Raw genomic sequence first — 18,951 nt, forward strand, 5'->3', positions numbered from 1 at the left:
GTATTGTTCCGCCGGTGTTCGACCGGGCGGCGGGTTCGGTCAGGAGGGGGAGTCGTGGCCACAAGTGGTGAGCGTGCGCGGATAGTTCCGACGGAGGACGGGCATCGCGTCACACCCGCAGAGCTGTTCTTCGACCTGGTCTTCGTGTACGCCATCACACAGGTCACCGCGCTCATGGCGGCCGACCCGACCCCGCTGCGGCTGCTCGGCGCGGGCGTCGTGCTCGCGCTGCTGTGGTGGTGCTGGTGCTGTTTCGCCTGGCTGGGGAACGTGGTGCGAGCCGACTCCGGGGCGGTGTTCGGGGTGCTCGTCGCGGTGATGGCCGTGGTCATGGTCGTCTCGCTGACCGTGCCCGAGGTGTACACGGACGCCGCCGGCGGGCTGCCGGTGCCGCTCGTCTTCGTCCTGTGCTACGGGGCCGTGCGGGTGCTGCATCTCGTCACGTACTGGATGTCCGCCCCGGCCGACCCGGTGCTCCGGGCCACCTTGCGGCGGACCGCGCTGCTGTCCGTGGCGCCGCCGTTCGTCCTGCTCCTGGCCGGCAGCGCCTTCAGCGGCCGCACGCAAGTACTGCTCTGGCTCGGCGCCGTGGCGGTCGACTACTTCGGGATCTACCTCGTCGGCGGCTCCGGCTGGCGCGTGGCCTCACCCGAGCACTTCTCCGAACGGCACGGACTCATCGTCATCATCGCCCTCGGTGAGTCGATCGTCGCCATCGGAGTGGGTGTGTCCGGGTTCACCCTGACCTGGCCCGTACTGGGAGCGGCCGCGGTGGGGCTGCTCGTGGTGGCGGGGCTGTGGCGGGTCTACTTCGGGCGGGTGAGCGCCGCGGCCGAGCACCGGCTCGAGGCGTTGGACGGTGACGACCAGATCCGCTTCGCGCGTGACGTCTACACCTTCCTGCATCTGCCGCTCGTCGGTGGGGTCGTGCTCACCGCGCTGGGGATGAAGAAGGTCCTCAAGCAGGTCGCCGACACCGGGCACTACGACCTGTCGGAGCCGTTGCACGGGGTGGTGGCCTGGGCGCTTCCCGGCGGTGTGGGGGTGTTCCTGGCCGCCGCCGCGGCGATCTTGCTGCGCACTGCCGGGCAACGGTCTGTGCCGCTGATCGCCGGCGGCGCGCTCTGTCTCTGCGCGGGGGTGGTGGTCGCGGTGGTACCGGCGCTGGTCGCGCTGGTGATGCTGGCGGGGGTGGTGGCGGGGGTGCTGGCTCTGGAGGGGCGGCCGACCACGCCGAGCCCCCCACACCGATGAGGGTGTGAGGGGCCCTGGTGCGGAGGGCTACTGCGGCCTGAAGGAGCGGATCTGGTAGTTGCCCATCAGGTTTCCCTCCGTGTCGGCCGCAGTGGAGCCCACACGCTGGTTGTAGTTCGTGGCCTTGTAGTACTGCTTCCGGTGGGTGGTCTTGTTCGCCACCGACAGCACGTTCACCCCCCGTTGGATGAAGCCGCAGTCATCGGCCGTGTTGGCGCGCTGCGCACTCTGCCAGATACAGCGCTCGCCGGTGCCGTTCCAGCTGCTGTAGATGCAGAAGTACGCGGCGGGGCAGTTGTACGCCGCCGGGGCGGGGGCGGGGGCGGGGGTCGGGGACGCCGACGCGAGTGGAACGGTGCCGAGCGTGGCCGCCACGGCCATGGAGGCGACGAACAGCGAACGAGTCGCACGCACAGGAAACTTCCCTTCCTCGACTGTGGGTCGGGGTGCGGATCCGGATGTCGCGAGGCTCTGGTGCGCCGATGCTCCGGCGTAGGGACGGTCCGCACCTGGGCCCCACTGTGGCCCGGCCCGGCCGGGGAGTCCTCAGCAGTCAGCGCAGGAATCCTTCGCATCCAGCGCAAGCGCCCGCGCCTCGTTCGGAGGCAGTCCATAGGCGTTGCGGAACACACGGCTGAAGTCGGCGGGGCGGTGGAAGCCCCAGCGAGCGGCGATCTCGGTGATCGTGCGGCGTCGCTGATGAGGGTCGGTCAGGTCGGCGTGACAGCGCTCCAGGCGGCGGCGCCGGATCGTGGCGGCCACGGTGTCCGGCTCGTCGCGGAAGAGGAGGTGGAGGGTCCGTACGGAGATGTGGTGGTGGGCGGCGATGGCGGCGGGGCGTAACTCGGGGTCGCCGAGGTGGTCGTCGATGAACGCGTTGACGCGGGCAAGGAGCACCGATGTGCGGCTCTCGGCGGGGAGGCAGCCCTGCGCACCGAGCCGCCCCGCCAGCACGGCGGCCGCCAGGTCCACGCCGATGCGGCCGAGCCGGGCCCGCTCCTGCGGACCGCCTTCGCGGGCGGCGTCGGGCAGCCCCGCGAGGTAGGAGCCCAGCAGCCTCGCCGAACCGGCCCGGGTGGACAGGGGTTCGGCCAGCAACCGGTCCGCCTTGCCGCCCGCCAGCGGAAGCAGGGACCGGGACAGCCTCATCAGGGTGAGCCGGATCTGCCGGCCGCGGTCCAGAAAGTCGCACGCCAGCGGGTGCGAGGTGGAGAACAATGCCATGTCGCCCGGCCCGAGGCAGACCACGCCACGCTCCTGCTCGAGGCGGATCGGAGTGCCGTGCACCAGGACGAGGTAGTACACCTCGGGGTCGGAACGGCGGATCTGTACCGCGGAGCGACGGGCTGTCATCGGGGAGAACCCGAAGAACGCCACCTGGCTGTCGGGGAGTTCGACGGCGTTCGCCCGGCCCTGGAACACGGCCGCGTGCGCGCTGCGCACGGTCACGGGCATGACCTCGTTGCCGACCATCTCGGCCCACCAGTCGAACCGGTCAGGTGCCGGGACGCTGTCGGTGCTCACCTCCAGCACCGGTCCCGCCACGTCCCCCTGCCGCCCTGAGGTCTCATCGAGAGTGGACATCCCACGATGCTGCCTCGCCGGGCAACCAGGAAGCAGACGGTTCCGCCCAGAGGTCCGATTCTCGACCAGCAGAGCCCGCTCCACGGTGCCGGTGCCCGCCGCTCTCCGTCCCGCCTTCACCCCGCTCAGGCGGCCATTCGGCCCCGCTCCTCCCGCGTCCCCACCCGCTCCGGGGGACCGTACCCATGTCCGAGTTGTTCGCATGTGTACGTGAAGGAGCGCTTCCTTGGTCCCCGTCAGGTTCCTCGTCATCGGCGCCGTCGCCGCCCTCACCGCCACCTTGACCGCCGCCCCGAGCCCCGCGGCCCCCGGCCCCGCCGCCGCGCCGACGCCCGGCCTCCCCGGCCAACTCCGCTCGGGCGAGGTCACCTGGGCCGAGAACGCCTTCGGCGCGCTGTGCCGCCGCGGCACCGTCGCGGCCCCCGACCGGCGCGCCCTCCCGCTGTTCGACGGCAAGAGCGTCACCGCCCACGCGAAGAAGGTGACCCGCGACCGCGAGGGCACCCTGCTGTGGAGCGGGCACCTCGCCGGACACCCCGACCGGCCCGTCACGCTCGCGGTCGACGGCGCCTGCGCCGGAGGCAGGCCGCGGGTCGCCGGTGAGATCACGGCCGGCCAGGTGCGGTACGCGCTGGAAGCCGTGCGGCCCGGGGTGTCCCGCATCCGGTCCTTCGACACCGCGCGCCAGACACCCCTCGTACGCGACGGGCTGCGCCTGGAGCGGACGGTGCGGCCGGCGGCGCCACCCAGCAGACGTGCCGAGCCCGCGGATCCGGTCATCGACGTGCTCATCGGCTACACGCCCGCGACCGCCAAGGACACCGAGGGCGGCGCGGACGCCCTCGCGCTCCAGGCCAAGGCGGCCGTCGAGGGCACCAACCAGGCGTACGCCGACAGCCAGGTCAAGGCCCGGCTCAACCTGCTCGGCACCTTCGAGACGCCGGAGTGGTCGGGGAGCGCGGCCGACCTGGACGGCATGACGGGCGCCCTCGCCGATCCGGACGACCCGGAGTACGCCGACGAGTGGGCCGCCGGTGTCCGCGCCACCCGGGATGCCAAGGGCGCCGACCTCGTGCACGTCCTGTCCAGGTTCACCCCCGGCGCCGGGACGTACACGGCCGGAACCGGCATGACGCCCTCCCTGCCCCGGCTCGTCCCCGGCGACAACGCCCGGTACAGCACGGACGGCACCGGCTTCGGGGCGCAGCAGGCCGACACCTTCGGCACCCATCACCTCGCCCACGAGATCGGCCACAACTTCGGCCTCAACCACGACTACGTCACCGACCCCGTCGACCCGTCGGCCGCCGACTACCGGGCGGGCAACTACAACCCGTACTACCCCGACAACCACGGCTTCCTGCCCGAGGACCGCACCTGGGTCGACATCATGGGCTACGACATGAGCTGCGCCAGCGAGGACAAGTGCGAGAACAAGATGTGGTTCTCCAACCCCCGCCAGGACCACGACGGGAAGCCGCGCGGCGTGGCCCTCGGATCGCCGGAACCCGCCGACTCCACCCGCGTCATGAACCTCACGGGCCCGGTGCTCGCCAACTACCGTACGCCCGCCGACAGCACCGCCCCCGAGCGCCACGCCCTCACCGCGGTGCCGCAGGACGGCACGGGCGGCACCGTCACCACCGCGTCCACCGGTCTGTTCGCCGCCGGTGACCAGGTCACGATCACCGCGACGCCGGACTCCGGCCACAAGATCGACCGGTGGATCGTCGACGGCAAGGTGCAGCCGACCCGTGCGGCGTCCCTGAGCGTGACGATGGACAGCAACCACTACGTGGCCGTGAAGTTCATCAAGAGCACCGCGCCGCTCAGCCCGATCCCGGCCGCGCTCACCGCCGTGAGCCCCGACACCGGCTCTGTCGACGGCGGCTTCACCGTCACCCTCACCGGCGGCGGGCTCACCGGCACCACCCAGATCCTCGTGGGCACCCCGACCGCGGGCGGCTTCCGCGGGGTCGCGGCCACGAACGTACGGGTCGTCGACGACGCCCACGTCACGTTCACCGCGCCCGCGTACCCGGACGCCGGACCCGTTCAGATCGCCACCGCCCGCGGCAACGCGATGACGGCGTCCATCGGCTTCACTTACACCGACTGACGCACCCGCCGTCGGCGCTGCCGGGAGATCCCGCGCCCACGGGGATGTAACGCCCGTGCCCCCTCCGGCCAAGAACGGTCGTACGCACGATGGTTGAGGATCGAGCAGGCCGACGAGGAGAGTGATGGGGACAGAGAGCAGAAGCAGAGGCGGTCCTGCCGGAGGAGGGCTGCGGGATCCGCAGGTGTTCGAGGAGTTCTACCGGCGGCACGTGGACGCCGTCACGCGGTTCGTGGCGCGGCGGGTGAGTGATCCGCACACCGTCGCCGATCTGACCGCCGATGTGTTTCTCGCGGTGATCGACTCCGCGGACCGGTACCGTCCCGGGCTCGGCAGCGAGGCGGCGTGGCTGTTCGGGATAGGCCGCAACGTCGTCTCCGCCGAGTACCGGCGCAGTGCGCGGCAGGCCGGACTCGGGGCGCGGATCGCGGGGCGGCGGTTGCTCGACGACGACGACATCGCGCGCCTGGAGGAGAAGCTCGACGCCGAGCAGGGCGGGCGGCGCGCCCTGGAACTCCTCGCGGACCTGCCCGAGAGCGAGCGGGCCGTGCTCGAACTCGTCGCGGTCGACCAGCTGACGGTGAGCGAGGCCGCGGCGGCCCTGGGGACCACGCAGGTCGCCGCGCGCGTACGGCTGCACCGTGCGCGCAGGAAGCTGCGCGGCGCGGGTGAACTCGCGGCACCGCAGCCGGAATTCCGGCAGGCCGGGCACGGCAAGCCGGTCGCGCGCACGCGGCAGGACGAACGCACGGGGCACGTCGAGCACACGCGGCAGGCCGAGTCGCGTACCACCAACATCGTTTACGCGGGGGGAGAGTCATGAGCACCGAGACATTCGAGGACCGGCTCCTTGTGGAACTGCAGCACGAGGCACGGCTCCAGGCCGACGGGGCCGCACCGCGGCCCGTGGTGGTGCCGGTGCGCCGCAGGATCGTGACGCCGGTGCGGGCCGGCGCGGTCCTGGTGGCCTGCGCGGCGGCGACCGTGACGGCCATCGTCGTGCCGGGCGAGGAAGGGGGTTCGTCGGCGTACGCCGTGGAGCGGCTCTCCGGCGGTGCGGTGCGCGTCACCCTCAAGGACCTGACGCTGGACACCGGCGAGCAGGAGGCACTGGCCGACAAGCTGCGCGCGGCCGGCGTCCGGGTGTCGGTGGACGAGACGCCCAAGGGCAAGGCGTGCCGCATGCCGCGTGGCGAGATGATCGGCGACACCGTCATCAGCCTGCTCAACTCCGCCCAGGGGGGCGGCGGCGACAGCGCGGGCGGACAGACGGGCGAGAAGCAGCCCGACCAGGCCCAGAAGCGCCCGGGCAGGCCCGGCCCGAAGGGCAAGGTGTGGCAGCTGGTCTTCCACCGGGGCGACACCATGGTGATGGAGCGCGGCACCGGCTTCCGCCCCGGCAACGACATGCGCTTCACGAGCTTCTACGGCATCCGGGGCAAGGCCGCACCCTGCGCGCTGGTCCCGAGCCCGTGGGGCGAGAACTGACGGACAGTCGCCCGCTCCCGCCCGCTCCCGCTCGGTCCTGCACCGGGCGGGAGCGGCGCGCTCCCCCCGGCACGGCACGCGCGGTGCGTGGGCGCCTCAACGCAGCGCGATGAGCCCCGCGTCCGTCGGCCGGAATCCGCACGCGTCGAAGTAGAACCCGCGCAGCCGCTCGTCGAAATCGACGTGCAGCCACTCGCAGTGCGCCGCACGTGCCCCGCGCGCCGCGACCGCCACGAGCTCCGTCCCGACACCGGCCCGGCGCAGGTCCCGGACGACCATCGTGTCGAGCACGAACGCGTGCACACCCCCGTCCCAGGCGACGTTGACGAACCCCACAAGCGCCCCGCCCCGACGGGCACAGACCCATCCGAGACTGTGCCGCCGCACCTGCGCCAGCCAGTCGATGGGCAACACGGCGTGCTCGAAGGCCTCGGCGTGCAGCGCGTTGACGTCCGCGTTGTCGAAACCACCGCGCCACTCGTACGTGATCGTCATGGGCGCATCGTAGGTCGGGGAGGGCTCCGTAGGATTCCCGGATGGCAAGCACTGGATACCGCCTCCTGGGGCCGCGCACAGGCGTCCGCCACGTGCGCCGTGAGGACCACGCCGAGATCGCCGCGCTGGTACAGGCGAGCGCCGACATGCTTCAGCGCTGGCTGGGCGCTCGCGACCACACGGTCGCAGCCTTCGAGAGACAACTCGCCCGGTTCGAACAGCCCACCCACGAAGGCTTCGTGGTCTGCCTGCGCGACACCGGCGAGATCGTCGGCGGCGTCAACATCAACAACATCGTCCGGGGCTCCCTCCGGAGCGGAACGCTCGGGTACACCGCCTACGCGTCCACGACCGGCCGCGGCTACATGACGGAAGGCCTCGGACTCGTCGTCCGGATCGCCTTCGACCAACTCGAGTTGCACCGTCTCGAGGCGAACATCCAGCCGGACAACACCGCCTCGCTGAACCTCGTCCGACGCCTGGGCTTCCAGCGCGAGGGTTACTCGGCGGAGTTCCAGCTCATCAACGGCGAGTGGCGTGACCACGAGCGGTGGGCCATCACCGCCACGGGAACTAGGGCCTGTCCGATGGGTCGCCGCGACGCCGCGCCGACCCATCGGACAGGCCCTAGAGCGCGCCGGTGAAGGAGCGCCGGTACGACCGAGGCGGTACTCCCCGGCGGCGGACGAACTGTTCGCGCAGGACGGCCGCGCTGCCGTAGCCCACGCGGTGGGCGATCTCCTCGACGGGGAGGTCGGTGGTCTCCAGGAGTTCCTCGGCGCTGCTGAGGCGGAGGTTGCGGAGCCAGGCGTGCGGGGTGGTGCCGGTCGCGGCGGTGAAGCGGCGGGCGAAGGAGCGTTTGCTCATCATGGCTCGGCGGGCGAGGTCGGCGACGGGGAGCGGCTCGTGGAGGTGTTCGCGGGCCCAGGCGAGGACCTCGGCGAGGCGTTCGTCGTGGCAGTCCTCGGGGACGGGCGCGGCGAGGTACTGGGCCTGTCCGCCGTCGCGGTGGGACGGCAGCACCATGTCGCGGGCGATCGCGTTGGCCGCCGCCGCGCCGTACTCCCGGCGCAGCAGGTGCAGGCACATGTCGAAGCCCGCGGCCGCTCCCGCGCCCGTGACGATGTGCCCTTCGTCGATGTAGAGGGCGTCGGGTTCGACCGTCACGTCCGGGTGCCGACCCGCGAGGAGTTCCGCGAACCGCCAGTGCGTGGTCGCCCGGCGGCCGTCCAGGAGCCCGGCGGCCGCCAGCGCGAACGCGCCGACGCAGTGGGCCGCCACCAGGGCGCCGCGCGCGTGCGCGGCCGTCAGCGCGTCGAGCACGGCGGGCGGGGGAGGGGTGCGGAAGTCGGTGCCCGGCAGGGCGATCAGCAGGTCCGCGGAGGCGAACCGGTCCAGGCCGTGCTCGACGGTGAGCGGGACGTTCGAGTCCGTCGCCAGCCGGCCCGGCCGGTCGGCGCACAGGGCGAAGTCGAAGCGGGGGAAGCCCGACCCGCGAGGGGCGAACACCTCGCAGACGACGCCGACGGCGAGCATGCCGACTCCGGGCGGGGCGTAGGCGGCGATGCTCTGGAAGGGTGGCACCGCAGCAGTGTGCCACGGGCGGCAGGAATCCTGCGGTCGGCGGAAGATGTGCCACGCGTCGTGCGCCCGCTTGCACAGCACCTCGGCTGCGTAACGCTAGGAGACCTCGCGCAGCTTGAGGATGTACGCGGCGGTGAGCGCGATGGTCCGGTCCTCGTCCCGGGACAGGTCCGCGAGGGCACGCGACGCCGCGCTGCCCGGGATCTCCGCGAGGGCCTGTGTCAGGCGGAGCCGCGCGGACGCGTCGACGGCGCCGTCGGCCAGGAACGCGACCAGCCGGTCCGTGATCTGGTCCGCCGACGCGGGACCGCTCGCCAGCGCGCTCAGGGCCTCGGCCGCGTCGACGTCGTTCGCCTCCTCGACGACCATGTCGATGAGCGTCGGGACCGCGTCGGCGACTTCCCGGGCGCCGAGCGCCAGAGCCGCACATCTGCGGACCACGAGGTCGGTGTGCGCGAGGGCGTCCCGCAGGACCGCGGTGGCCTCGTCGTACGGGATCTCGGCGAGGGACTGCACGGCACGCCTGCGCACCTCGGCGACCGGTGAGCCGAGGCCCTCCGCGAGGAGCGGCACGCCGCCGTCGCCCGACTGCGCCAGCGCCCAGCGCAGGGCTCCGGCGACGTTCGTGTCCGCCTCGCCGAGTACCGCTTCGACCAGCGCCTCCACGGGCACAGGGACCTCGTCGACCGAGGACAGGGCGGCGCGCTGACGCCTGTCCGGGCTCTCCGACCCCAACGCCTGGAGGAGCGCGACGGTCTGGAGGACGTCCTCCCAGCCGGTGGGTTCCGCGGCGCCGATCCGGCGGAGCCGCGTGAGCAACGCCGTCTCACGGGCGATGCGTTCGCGTGTCTGGCGCATGAGGTCGTCGATGAGGGCGGAGGGCGTGAAGCCGGGGTCGTCGAGCGCGGACCCGACCTCGCGCAGCGAGAGGCCCAGCGCCCGCAGGCTCTCGATGTGGAAGATGCGCCGGATGTCCTCGTCGGCGTACTCCCGATAGCCGCCACCGGTACGCCCCGTCGGCCGCAGCAGCCCCAGCGACTCGTAGTGCCGGAGCATGCGGGCGCTGACCCCGGACCGCCGGGCCACGTCACCGATCAGCACTGCGCCTCACCCTCACTCCTCCTGGCCCGCCGCGCCCATGACCATGACGCGCTTGGCCTCCTCGATCGCGGACTCGAACCCGGCGTCCGGGTCGCGCGAAAGCCGCTCCGTGGCGATCGCGTGCTCACGCACGCGCGGGTCGGGGTCCGTCATCGCGGCGCGCAGGGGAGGCGAGTCCGCCGCACCGAGCGCGATGAGCGCCCGGCTGAGGCTGAGCCGCGTCTCGCGCCCGCCGCGCCCCAGCTGCGTCGCCAACACCGCCGCCAGCTCCGGCTCCACACCCTCCGGCACGAGGACGACCGCCGCCCGCCAGGCGCTGCGCGCCACTTCGTCGTCGGGGTCGGACAGCAGCTCCCGCGTGATGTCCGGCCACGCCCGCCGATCGCCGATCTTGGACAGCGTGTGCAGCGCCTGGCTCCGTGCCTGCGCCCGCTCCGAGCGGAGTTCGACGAGCAGCGCCGGGACCGTCGCCGACGCCGCGTGGCGCGTGAGGGCCCACGTCAGCATCTCGCGTACGGAGAACTCGGGCTCGACCGCGCACCGTTCGACGAGGGTGTCGAGGAAACGCGGGTCGGGCCTCGTGCCGACCGCGAGGGCCGCCCGCAGCCGCACGGACGCATGGCCGTCCTCCAGCCCCCGGAGGGCCCGCATCGCATCGGTGTCCTGTACTGGCAGGGTCATCGGGACCACCTCCTCGGCGCAGTGATGACCTTGACCGCAGTGAAGACCTTGTCACCGTGTCAAGGTCAAGCGCGCCGCGGGTGGGCCCGGTCGTGAAGGCGCGTGTAGGGGGCAACGCTTCGCGCAGGCAGCCGCCAGGACGTACGTACCGGAACGGGGCCGCGCGGTGGTCGTCGGTCACGCCCGCGTCTTGCTGTCCTGTCGGCGCACCAGTTCCGTGATCCAGACGGGGGCGTACGGGGACGTGCAGCCCGGGGACGTCGGGTAGTCCTTGAGCACCTCCAGGCGCTCGCCGATGGCGAGGGCGCGGGCGCGGTGCTCGGCGTGGTCGATGCCGATCTGGGCCAGGCAGTGGTTCATCGCCCACTGGAGCCGGTCGGGGGCGTCCTTCATCCGGGCCTCGATGACGTCGAGGAGCCCGGCGAGGTCGAGGCCGTCGGGCTTCTTCGTCACGCGTTCGGTCGTCAGGGCCCACCCGGCGCTCGCGACCACGGGGTCCTGATCGGCCGACCAGGCCAGGCGCAGCTCCTCGGCGTGCGGGCTCTTCTTCACCACGTAGTTCACGAGCCAGTCGTGCACCTTGGGAGTGCGCGCCTCACGCAGCATCGCGTCCAGTTCGTCGCGCGTGAACGCCTTCGGGCGGCACACGAGGAGGGCCAGGAGGCGCGCCGCGCTGTCGTCGGTCGCCCACAAGCCACGGGCGAGGTCCTGCTGCGTCTTGAGCCGCTTGGCGAGGGCGCGCAGCTTGCTGAGGTTCACGCCGTGGTCGTCGCCGTGCCTCTCGTTCACCGCGCGTGCCTTGGAGTCCTCCAGGTCCGCCAGCTCGGCAAGGACCTCGGCGACCGTCGTCTCGGTCGGCGTCGTGTCGGGCACGTCGGCCTCCTGTCCGTCGCGGGCTGGATTCACCCTACGACGGACGCCGGAGCCTCCCGCCGAACACGCCGGTCCGCCGGGCCCAGGCGCCGCCGCCCTCAGGAGAAGTCAAGGACCAACCGGCCCCGCAGCCCGCCCGACTCCAGCAGGCGGTGGGCCTTGGCCGCGTCCTCGGCGGGCAGCACCTCGGCCACGCGCAGCGTCAGGGTGCCGTCCTCGGCCTGGCGGCGCAGCCTGTCGAGGCCGGCGGTGTCGGCGATGCCGTCCGACACCATCACCGGGCGCACCCGGACGCCACGCTCCGCCGGGCCGGACCAGCCCCGCAGCTCGACCATCGCCCCGCCGTCGGCGACGGCGGGCACCGCCCCGGTGGTCTGCAGCGAACCGTCCACGAGACCGGGGACACCGCCCGGCACCAGCGCACGGATCCGGGCGGCCACATCGGCGCCGCGCTCGACGACGTGGTCGGCGCCGAACCCGCGCACCACCTCGACGTCCGGCCCGGCGGCATCGGCGATCACGGTCAGCCCGTCCGCCTTGGCCAGCTCGACCGCGTACCCGCCGACGGCACCCGCGGCACCCGTCACGGCGACGGTCCCGCCGCGCGGCACGGCCAGCGCGTCCAGGGCGAGGCGTGCGGTCATGGCGTTCATGAGGAGGGTGGACGCGGCGGGGAAGTCCGCGCTCTCGGGCGCCGGTACGACCGACGCGGCGGGTACGACGACCTGCGCGGCGTAGGCCCCGCCGTGCGGTCCGGTGAACAGGACCATGGCGACCACCCGTTGGCCCGCGGCGAGTCGGCCGTCGGATCCCGGCCCGAGCTGGTCGATCACCCCGGCGGCGTCCATGCCGGGCACGAACGGGGGCCGTCGGCCGGTCATGCGGACGGCGTGGGCTCCGGTGCGCAGCATCACGTCGGTGGGGTTGACCGCGGCCGCGTGCACCCGGATACGGACCTCTCCGGGGCCCGCCTGCGGCTCGGGCAGATCAAGGACCCGCAGTGCTTCCGGGCCGCCGAACTCATGGACGCCGATGGCTCTCATGCCGCCTGCAACTGCGGGTGCGCGGGCGGTATTCCGGGCGGAGGGCGGGTGCGCCGCCGTCACCGTGGCCGCGATACGCCCATGGCTCCGCCGGACACGCCCTGGTGCGGCCGATCGCAGAGGAAGCAGCCGTCCCAGAGCGGGAGCGCGCTGAGGACGCGGTGGCGCGCGCACGAGGCCGTCGCGGCCTCGTCCGGGCTGGGGAAGCCGCGCGCGGCGCCGCTGTCCGCGGGCGGGGTGAAGGACTCCACCATGGCCGCGAAGCGGTGCAGGTGGTCCTGGACGCGGGGCGGGTGGTAGCCCAGCTCGCTCCAGCGATGTCCGCTCGCCGCGAGCGCTGCGGCACGCAGCACGAAGTCCTTCGCGCGGGCGCGCTCCCGCTCCGTCGCACCCCAGTCGAACTCGGCCAGGTCGAACCCGACGGCACCGCGCCCCATGACGTCCTGGTCCTGGAGGCTCAGCAGCGCCGCGAAGCGGAAGTCCCAGCCCTCGGACGCGAGATCGGACACGGCGAGCATCAGCACGTCGACGAACACCGCGGTGGCGCCGTTGGACAGATCCAGGTCGCGGCCGCCGCCGGAGAAGATGTTGCTCACCGACCTATGATGCGATCCCGGCCAGTCACCTGCTTGGAGAAGGCGCATGACGGATGCGAGTACCGGCAAAGTGGTCGTGAACAGGGCGATGTCCCTGGACGGTTTCATCGCCGGACCCGGCCACACGATGGACTGGATCTTCGAGCACCTGACGTCGGCGACGTTCCCCGAGGTCATGGCGGCCACGGGCGCCATGCTCATCGGCCGGGGCACGTACGAGGTCGGCAAGCGGATGTCCGACGAGAGCGGCGGCTACGACGGCGGGGCGCAGTTCGTCCTCACCCACCGCCCGCCCGACGAGCCGGACCCCGACGTCACCTTCCTCACCTGCGACATCGAGGAGGCCGTGGCCACGGCGCGGCGCGCGGCCGGCGACAAGAACCTGGAGATCCTCGGCGCCGACGTGGCCGCCCAGTGCCTGCGGCGCGGCCTCGTCGACGAGATCCTGGTGTACGTGCTGCCGGTGCTGCTCGGCGACGGCGTCCGCTTCACGCCACCGGGCCTCGACCCGATCGACCTGGAGCTGTTCAGCACCATCCAGTCGGGCGGGGTCACGATGCTGCGCTTCCACGTGCACAAGTGACGTCCTGAGCGCCCCCGCCGTGCCCTAAGCGCCCGCCGTGCCCTCGGCGTCCGCCGCGTCCTCCGGCTCGGCCGTGAGGACCAGTACGGCGATCTGCACGCGGTTCTCGAGCCCGAGGCGCGTGAGGATCCGGTTGACCGTGCTCTTGACGGCCGGCTGCGCGAGGCCGAGCGCCGCCCCGATCCGCGCGTTCGACAGGCCCTGCGCCACGAGCCGGGCGACCTCCCGCTCCCGGGCGGTGAGGGCGCCGAGCGGGCCGTCCGCCCCCGTCCCCTGACCCGGGCCGGGGCAGGCGGCGCCGGGCAGCAGCGGGGGCGGCAGGTCGGAGAAGGCGCGGATGAGGCGCCGGGTCACCGTGGGCGCGAGCATCGCCTCACCGGCCGCCACCACGCCGATCGCCTCGAGAAGCGCCTGCGGCGTCGTGTTCTTCAGCAGGAACCCGCTCGCCCCGGCGCGCAGTGCGGCGTGCACGTACTCGTCCAGGTCGAACGTGGTGAGCATCAGCACGCGCGGCCGCGGGCCCGGGTGCGGCCAGCCGTCGAGGATCCGACGGGTCGCCTCCACCCCGGTCATGCCGGGCATCCGCACATCCATCAGGATCACGTCCGGGCGCAGCGCGAACGCCGCCTCGACGGCCCGCTCGCCGTCCGCCGCCTCGCCCACCACGTCCACCTCGGTGCGCCGGAGCATCGCCCGCAGCGCGGTCCTGACCAGCTCCTGGTCGTCCACCGTGAGGACCCGGACCGCCGCCCCCATCAGCCCGACCCCGTTCCGGTACGCTCCCGTGCCGCGTCCGGCGCCGCCGCGCGGAACGTCGCCACGACGCACCAGCCGCCGCCCTCGTCGGGCCCCGCGCGCAGCGTGCCCCGGAACAGCGCGGTGCGCTCGCGCATCCCGATCAGGCCGAGCCCGGAGCCGGGCAGCGGGGGCGGCGGGTCGGCGGCCGTCGGCGCCGCGTTGGCCACGGTGACCGTCAACAGGCCTTCCCGCCAGGTCACTTCGACGCGTACGCGCACCGCACCGGCGTGCTTGCGGACGTTGGACAGCGCCTCTTGGACCACGCGGTACGCGGACATCTGCACGGCGGGCGCCAGGCTCGCGACCGCTCCGGTCACCGTGAGGTCGACGGGGCAGCCCACGGCGGTGGACTCGGCCGCGAGCCGGTCCAGGTGGCGCAGGGAAGGCTCCGGCAGCGGGTCCCCGCCGAACTCCGGCGACAGCTCCCCGTGCGCGTCGGCCCCCGCGCCGGGGGCCGCCCCGTCGGCGGGCGGCGGTGGGTCGGCGAGCAGGCACACCAGGCCGCGCATCTCCTCCAGGGCGATGTCCGCGGCCTCGCCGATGGCCGTCACGCCCTGCCCGGCGGCGTGCGGGTCGTCGGGCAGGACGACGCCCGCGGCGCGCGCCTGGAGGGCGATCGCGCTGATGTGATGGGCCACCAGGTCGTGCAGTTCGCGGGCGATGCGGGTGCGCTCGGCCGTCACCGCACGGCGGGCGCTCACCTGTTGCTCGGCGCGCAGCCGGGCCGCCAGGTCCCGCAGCCGCTCCGCGTCCGCGTACAGCCGCCGCCGGGAGGCGCCGAGGAGCCAGACGGCCGTCGAGATCCCGGCGGCCACCACCATGTCGGCGAAGGCCAGCGGCACTTCGGGCGCGGGCGACGGCAGCAGGTGGAGGCGGTCGCCGATCCGCTCGGGGGCGAGGAAGGCCACGGTCATGGCGGCGGGGGCGAGGAGGCTCCGCGGGGCGGGTGTGCGGCGCGCCACCAGGTAGCAGGCCAGGAGTGGGGACTGCGCGTTGTCACCGGCCGGGTCGAGCAGTTCGCCGAGCAGATAGCAGACCACGCTCACGGCGAGGACGGGCCCCGGTCGCGTACGTCCCCACGCCAACGGCACGGACGCGCCGACCAGCAGCCCCACGACGAGCACCGACGCCCCGACACCGGCCGGCAGCGGGTGCTCCAGGCGCAGCAGCACCGCGAGGACGGTGAGCCCGGCCGCGAGCAGTACGTCGCCGGTGCGTCCGGAGAGCCTGCGCCGCAGTGGGGCGCAGTGCGCCCATGCTCCTGCCCATGCCTGTGTCCACGCGCCCTGCCTCCCCCCGTCCTCCTGGGCGCGCCGCCCCGCACGGACCGGCGGAACGGGCGAGTCCGCGCCACGCGGGGGAGCGGCCCCTTTGCCTGCCGACGCCATCCCTGTCTCCGTCACGAGCAGCCCCCGTCCTCCGCCCCGCGCGTCCGGAAGAGCGCGGCCAGAATCTCGCGTCAGCGTACGACCGGCCTCCCCACCTGGCACGCGAGGCCAACCAAAGTTGCCCGGCCGTCCCCTCCCCACGCAGGACGTGCCACCGCGGCCCCCGTCCGTAGCGTCAGCGACAGCCGACGGGGCGACCGGCAACGGCCGACGACGATCCCACGGCGCACCCATGACGATCCCACGACCCCACAGAGGACTCCGCATGCCCGCACACCCGCCCCGGAGCCGGACCACGACCCGGCGCCCCCGAGCGGCCCTCGCCGTCACGGCCACCCTCGCCGCGGCCGCCGTCGCGCTTCCGCCCACCCTCGCCTCGGCGAGCCCGGACGAGCCGCGACACTCCGGCCCTCAAGGCCCCACGCGCGGCGCGGACTCGGACTTCCAGCGCGACGCCGACGCCGTCCGCGCCACCGGAGCCGTCGGCGTCCAGGCCCGGGTCACCGGCGGACGCACCACCCCCGCGTCCGGGCCCCGCACCGTCACCAGCGGCACCGCCGACATCCGCACCGGCCGCGCGGTCCCCGCCGACGGCTACTTCCGCATCGCCAGCAACACCAAGACGTTCGTGGCCACCGTCGTCCTGCAGCTGTCCGCCGAGGGGAAGCTCGCGCTGGACGACACCGTGGAGCGCTGGCTGCCGGGCCTGGTGCGCGGCAACGGCAACGACGGCCGTCGCATCACCCTGCGCCACCTGCTCCAGCACACCAGCGGCATCCACGACGACTACCCCGGCTTCGACAGCGCGGCGCAGTACTACGCGAAGCGCTTCGACCCCTACACCCCGCGCCAACTCGTCGAGCGGGCCCTGCGGCACCGCCCCGACTTCCGGCCCGGCCAGGGCTGGGCGTACTCCAACGTCGGCTACATGCTGCTCGGCATGGTCATCGAGAAGGCGACCGGCCGCACCTGGCACGCCGAGGTGCGCGAGCGGCTCCTGAAGCCGCTCGGGCTGCGGCACACGTACCACCCGGGCGGCTCACCCTCCGTCAGGACGCCGCACGCCCGCGGCTACCAGCGCTTCGCCACCGCGCCCAAGCTGGTGGACGTCACGCTCCTGAAGGACGCCAACGCCTCGGGCGGCCTCATCGGCACCACCGCCGACCTGAACCGCTTCTTCCGCGCCCTGCTCTCCGGGAAGGTCCTGAAGCCCGCCCAGCTCAAGGAGATGAAGCGCACCGTCCCGCTGAACAAGGAGTTCCAGGTGCCCTATCCCGGGGCGCGCTACGGCCTCGGCCTGATGAAGAACAAGCTGCCGTGCGGGGGCTGGTACTGGAGCCACGGCGGGGACGAGATCGGCTACATGAGCCGCAACGCCGTCACCGACGACGGGCGTGCCGCCGTCACCGCCTCGATGTCCACCGAGTGGAGCACGTCCGCCGCGGACACCCTGCCCCAGCACCGGGCCGCGATCCGCATGGTCACCCGGGAACTCTGCGCCCGGCGCGATTTGCCGTACCGGCAACATTAGTTGTCGTCCCGGCCATGGTCGTCGCAATCTGGTGTCCGGCCGACGGGCCCTTGTACACCATCAGGAGGCAGGCGATGACCACCCGCGAAGAAATCGGATCCGCGCTCGGCACGGGCGGCGACGCGCCGCTCAACAACCGGGTCCACCACGTCCGTTCCGACGAGCTCGACGGCTACGCCGCCATCAGCGGCGGCACGGTCGGCTCGAAGAAGCTCTGGATGGGCCGGGTGGAGAACCCGCCGCTGAGCTCGACGGACAACCATCACCACGGCGCGTCGGAGGCGGGGATCTTCGTGGTCAGCGGCCACCCCGTGTTCGTCTTCCACGACGGCGCGCAGGAGGTGCGGATCACCGCCGACCCCGGCGACTTCGTGCTCGTGCCGCCGTTCGTCCCGCACCGGGAGGAGAACCCCGACCCGGTCGAGCCGGTGGTCGTCGTGATCGCGCGCACCACGCAGGAGCCGATCAAGGTCTCGGTGCCCGAGCTGTACCAGCACACCGGCGCGGAAGCGCAGTCGTAGCCCCGGACCACGGTGTCCATCCGGCTGGCCCCCGTTCTGTCAGGGGGTCGGCCGGATGGGCCGTGGCCTGCGCCGTTCCTAGCCTCGGGGCATGATCATTCGTCGTTTGTGGCTGTCGGTCGGCGCGTTGGCGCTGGCCGCTTCGGCCCTGCCGTCCGCCGCGGCCTCGGCCCTGCCCCGCCCCGCCGATGACCGGTCCGCGCAGCGCGACGCCGGTCCGCGCGAAGCCCTGCAACGGGACGCCGACGCCCTGCGCGACGCCGGGGTCACGGGCGTGGCCGTCCGCCTCGAAACCCCGCGCGGGACCGTCAAGGCCCGCTCCGGCGTGCGCGACCTGAAGAGCGGGCGGCCGGTCCCGCAGGACGGCCATCTGCGGCTCGGCAGCATCACGAAGACGTACGTCGCCACCGTCGTGCTGCAACTCGTGGGCGAGCGGCGTCTCTTGCTCGACCAGCCGGTGGCGGAACTCCTGCCCGGTGTCGTCTCCGGCAACGGAAACGACGGGCGGACCATCACCGTCCGCGATCTGCTGCGGCACACCAGCGGCCTGTACGACTACACGCGCGACGTCTTCCCCGACCCCAGCGCCCGGACGTACTTCGCCAAGCGGTGGCAGTCCTACCGTCCCGAGCAGCTGGTGGCCCTGGCCATGCGCCACAAGCCGGACTTCGCGGCGGGCAAGGGCTGGGCGTACTCCAACACCAACTACGTACTCGCCGGAATGATCATCGAGAAGCTGACGGGCCGGACCTGGGAGCAGCAGGTCGAGGACCGCATCCTGCGCCCCCTCGGACTGCGCCGCACCGACACCCGCGCCTCGCCGTTCCTGCCCGCCCCGCACACCGTGAACCACCAGCAGTTCACCGAGGGCGGCCCGCTGGTCGACACCACGATCCCCTACCGTCCCTTCGACAGCGGAGCCGACGGCGCGATGACCGGCACGGCACACGAGGCCAACCGCTTCTTCGCCGCCCTCGCCGAAGGACGGCTCCTGAAGCCCGCCGAGCTGGCCGCCATGCGGACCACCGTCCCCGTGCCGCGGGGGAGCGGCCACCCGGCGGGCACCGGGGACGGCCTCGGTCTCTTCGCCACCCCGCTGTCCTGCGGCGGGAGTTACCTCACGCACGGCGGCAGCGGCTTCGGCTACGTCATGCGGACCGCCACCACCGCCGACGGCGAACGCACCGTCACCGTCTCCGCGCACAGCCGCTCCGCCGACCCGAAGGCCGCGGCCCGCCACGAGGACCTCATGCGCGAGCTGGTCGACAACGCCCTGTGCCGCGACGCCGGGTGACGGGCCGAAGGCGGCGGC

General features: G+C 73.2%; 20 protein-coding genes. 9 read left to right on the top strand and 11 right to left on the bottom strand.

Annotated features, from left to right (window positions below; genetic code table 11):
* Window positions 1–54: 54 nt before the first annotated feature.
* Complete coding sequence (locus OO63_RS03950) at window positions 55–1,254, top strand: low temperature requirement protein A (protein WP_030356495.1); 1,200 nt, start codon at window positions 55–57, stop codon at window positions 1,252–1,254.
* Between the two features lie 27 nt (window positions 1,255–1,281).
* Here the strand turns inward: OO63_RS03950 and OO63_RS03955 are convergent, their stop codons facing one another.
* Both OO63_RS03955 and OO63_RS03960 read right to left on the bottom strand, forming a co-directional pair.
* Window positions 1,282–1,668: a peptidase inhibitor family I36 protein gene (locus tag OO63_RS03955; RefSeq protein ID WP_030356496.1), complete on the bottom strand. Its 387-nt coding sequence runs from the start codon at window positions 1,666–1,668 to the stop codon at window positions 1,282–1,284.
* Window positions 1,669–1,800: 132 nt separating this feature from the next.
* On the bottom strand, window positions 1,801–2,838 hold the full coding sequence (locus OO63_RS03960) for an AraC-like ligand-binding domain-containing protein (protein WP_031192477.1): 1,038 nt from the start codon (window positions 2,836–2,838) through the stop codon (window positions 1,801–1,803).
* Window positions 2,839–3,064: 226 nt separating this feature from the next.
* Here OO63_RS03960 and OO63_RS03965 point away from each other — a divergent pair, with 226 nt between their 5' ends.
* The 3 genes from OO63_RS03965 (at window position 3,065) to OO63_RS42020 (ending at window position 6,445) form a co-directional block, all read left to right on the top strand.
* Window positions 3,065–4,957, top strand: a complete 1,893-nt coding sequence (locus OO63_RS03965) for a reprolysin-like metallopeptidase (RefSeq protein WP_030356498.1) — start codon at window positions 3,065–3,067, stop codon at window positions 4,955–4,957.
* A gap of 124 nt (window positions 4,958–5,081) precedes the next feature.
* Window positions 5,082–5,780, top strand: coding sequence for an RNA polymerase sigma factor (locus tag OO63_RS03970; protein WP_169786595.1), 699 nt, complete (start codon window positions 5,082–5,084; stop codon window positions 5,778–5,780).
* Window positions 5,777–6,445: a hypothetical protein gene (locus OO63_RS42020; protein WP_051810514.1), complete on the top strand. Its 669-nt coding sequence runs from the start codon at window positions 5,777–5,779 to the stop codon at window positions 6,443–6,445. Before OO63_RS03970 ends, OO63_RS42020 begins: the two co-directional genes overlap by 4 nt.
* 96 nt (window positions 6,446–6,541) lie before the next feature.
* On the opposite strand, the gene OO63_RS03980 is transcribed toward OO63_RS42020, so the two are convergent.
* Entirely contained in the window at window positions 6,542–6,940 is a 399-nt protein-coding gene (locus tag OO63_RS03980) for a GNAT family N-acetyltransferase (protein ID WP_030356501.1), read from the bottom strand.
* Between the two features lie 41 nt (window positions 6,941–6,981).
* On the opposite strand from OO63_RS03980, the gene OO63_RS03985 reads away from it, so the two are divergent.
* Window positions 6,982–7,584, top strand: a complete 603-nt coding sequence (locus OO63_RS03985; protein WP_078618879.1) for a GNAT family N-acetyltransferase — start codon at window positions 6,982–6,984, stop codon at window positions 7,582–7,584.
* On the opposite strand, the gene OO63_RS03990 is transcribed toward OO63_RS03985, so the two are convergent.
* From OO63_RS03990 to OO63_RS04015, 6 genes are all read right to left on the bottom strand, one after another.
* The gene (locus OO63_RS03990; protein ID WP_051810547.1) at window positions 7,568–8,476 is read right to left on the bottom strand and encodes a GlxA family transcriptional regulator; all 909 of its coding nucleotides are present in this window, start codon (window positions 8,474–8,476) and stop codon (window positions 7,568–7,570) included. The genes OO63_RS03985 and OO63_RS03990 overlap by 17 nt on opposite strands.
* A gap of 144 nt (window positions 8,477–8,620) precedes the next feature.
* Window positions 8,621–9,625 (bottom strand): MerR family transcriptional regulator, encoded by a 1,005-nt coding sequence (locus tag OO63_RS03995; protein WP_030356504.1) that lies wholly within the window; start codon window positions 9,623–9,625, stop codon window positions 8,621–8,623.
* A gap of 12 nt (window positions 9,626–9,637) precedes the next feature.
* Window positions 9,638–10,306: a HEAT repeat domain-containing protein gene (locus OO63_RS04000; RefSeq protein WP_030356505.1), complete on the bottom strand. Its 669-nt coding sequence runs from the start codon at window positions 10,304–10,306 to the stop codon at window positions 9,638–9,640.
* Between the two features lie 177 nt (window positions 10,307–10,483).
* Window positions 10,484–11,179: a DNA alkylation repair protein gene (locus OO63_RS04005; RefSeq protein ID WP_030356506.1), complete on the bottom strand. Its 696-nt coding sequence runs from the start codon at window positions 11,177–11,179 to the stop codon at window positions 10,484–10,486.
* A 98-nt stretch (window positions 11,180–11,277) separates the two neighbouring features.
* Window positions 11,278–12,222 (bottom strand): NADP-dependent oxidoreductase, encoded by a 945-nt coding sequence (locus tag OO63_RS04010; protein ID WP_030356507.1) that lies wholly within the window; start codon window positions 12,220–12,222, stop codon window positions 11,278–11,280.
* A 59-nt stretch (window positions 12,223–12,281) separates the two neighbouring features.
* On the bottom strand, window positions 12,282–12,818 hold the full coding sequence (locus tag OO63_RS04015) for a hypothetical protein (RefSeq protein WP_051810515.1): 537 nt from the start codon (window positions 12,816–12,818) through the stop codon (window positions 12,282–12,284).
* Between the two features lie 46 nt (window positions 12,819–12,864).
* Between OO63_RS04015 and OO63_RS04020 the strand changes: the two genes are divergently transcribed.
* Window positions 12,865–13,401: a dihydrofolate reductase family protein gene (locus OO63_RS04020; protein ID WP_030356509.1), complete on the top strand. Its 537-nt coding sequence runs from the start codon at window positions 12,865–12,867 to the stop codon at window positions 13,399–13,401.
* Between the two features lie 24 nt (window positions 13,402–13,425).
* Here the strand turns inward: OO63_RS04020 and OO63_RS04025 are convergent, their stop codons facing one another.
* Window positions 13,426–14,157, bottom strand: a complete 732-nt coding sequence (locus OO63_RS04025; RefSeq protein WP_051810548.1) for a response regulator — start codon at window positions 14,155–14,157, stop codon at window positions 13,426–13,428.
* The gene (locus tag OO63_RS04030) at window positions 14,157–15,587 is read right to left on the bottom strand and encodes a sensor histidine kinase (RefSeq protein WP_157853938.1); all 1,431 of its coding nucleotides are present in this window, start codon (window positions 15,585–15,587) and stop codon (window positions 14,157–14,159) included. Before OO63_RS04030 ends, OO63_RS04025 begins: the two co-directional genes overlap by 1 nt.
* A gap of 265 nt (window positions 15,588–15,852) precedes the next feature.
* Here OO63_RS04030 and OO63_RS04035 point away from each other — a divergent pair, with 265 nt between their 5' ends.
* From OO63_RS04035 to OO63_RS04045, 3 genes are all read left to right on the top strand, one after another.
* Window positions 15,853–17,118 (top strand): serine hydrolase domain-containing protein, encoded by a 1,266-nt coding sequence (locus OO63_RS04035; protein WP_030356512.1) that lies wholly within the window; start codon window positions 15,853–15,855, stop codon window positions 17,116–17,118.
* Between the two features lie 74 nt (window positions 17,119–17,192).
* Window positions 17,193–17,639, top strand: coding sequence for a cupin domain-containing protein (locus OO63_RS04040; RefSeq protein ID WP_030356513.1), 447 nt, complete (start codon window positions 17,193–17,195; stop codon window positions 17,637–17,639).
* 91 nt (window positions 17,640–17,730) lie between these two features.
* Window positions 17,731–18,933, top strand: coding sequence for a serine hydrolase domain-containing protein (locus OO63_RS04045; RefSeq protein WP_030356514.1), 1,203 nt, complete (start codon window positions 17,731–17,733; stop codon window positions 18,931–18,933).
* Window positions 18,934–18,951 lie beyond the last annotated feature (18 nt).

Origin of the sequence: Streptomyces alboflavus, assembly GCF_000716675.1 — a bacterium.
Taxonomy (GTDB): domain Bacteria; phylum Actinomycetota; class Actinomycetes; order Streptomycetales; family Streptomycetaceae; genus Streptomyces; species Streptomyces alboflavus.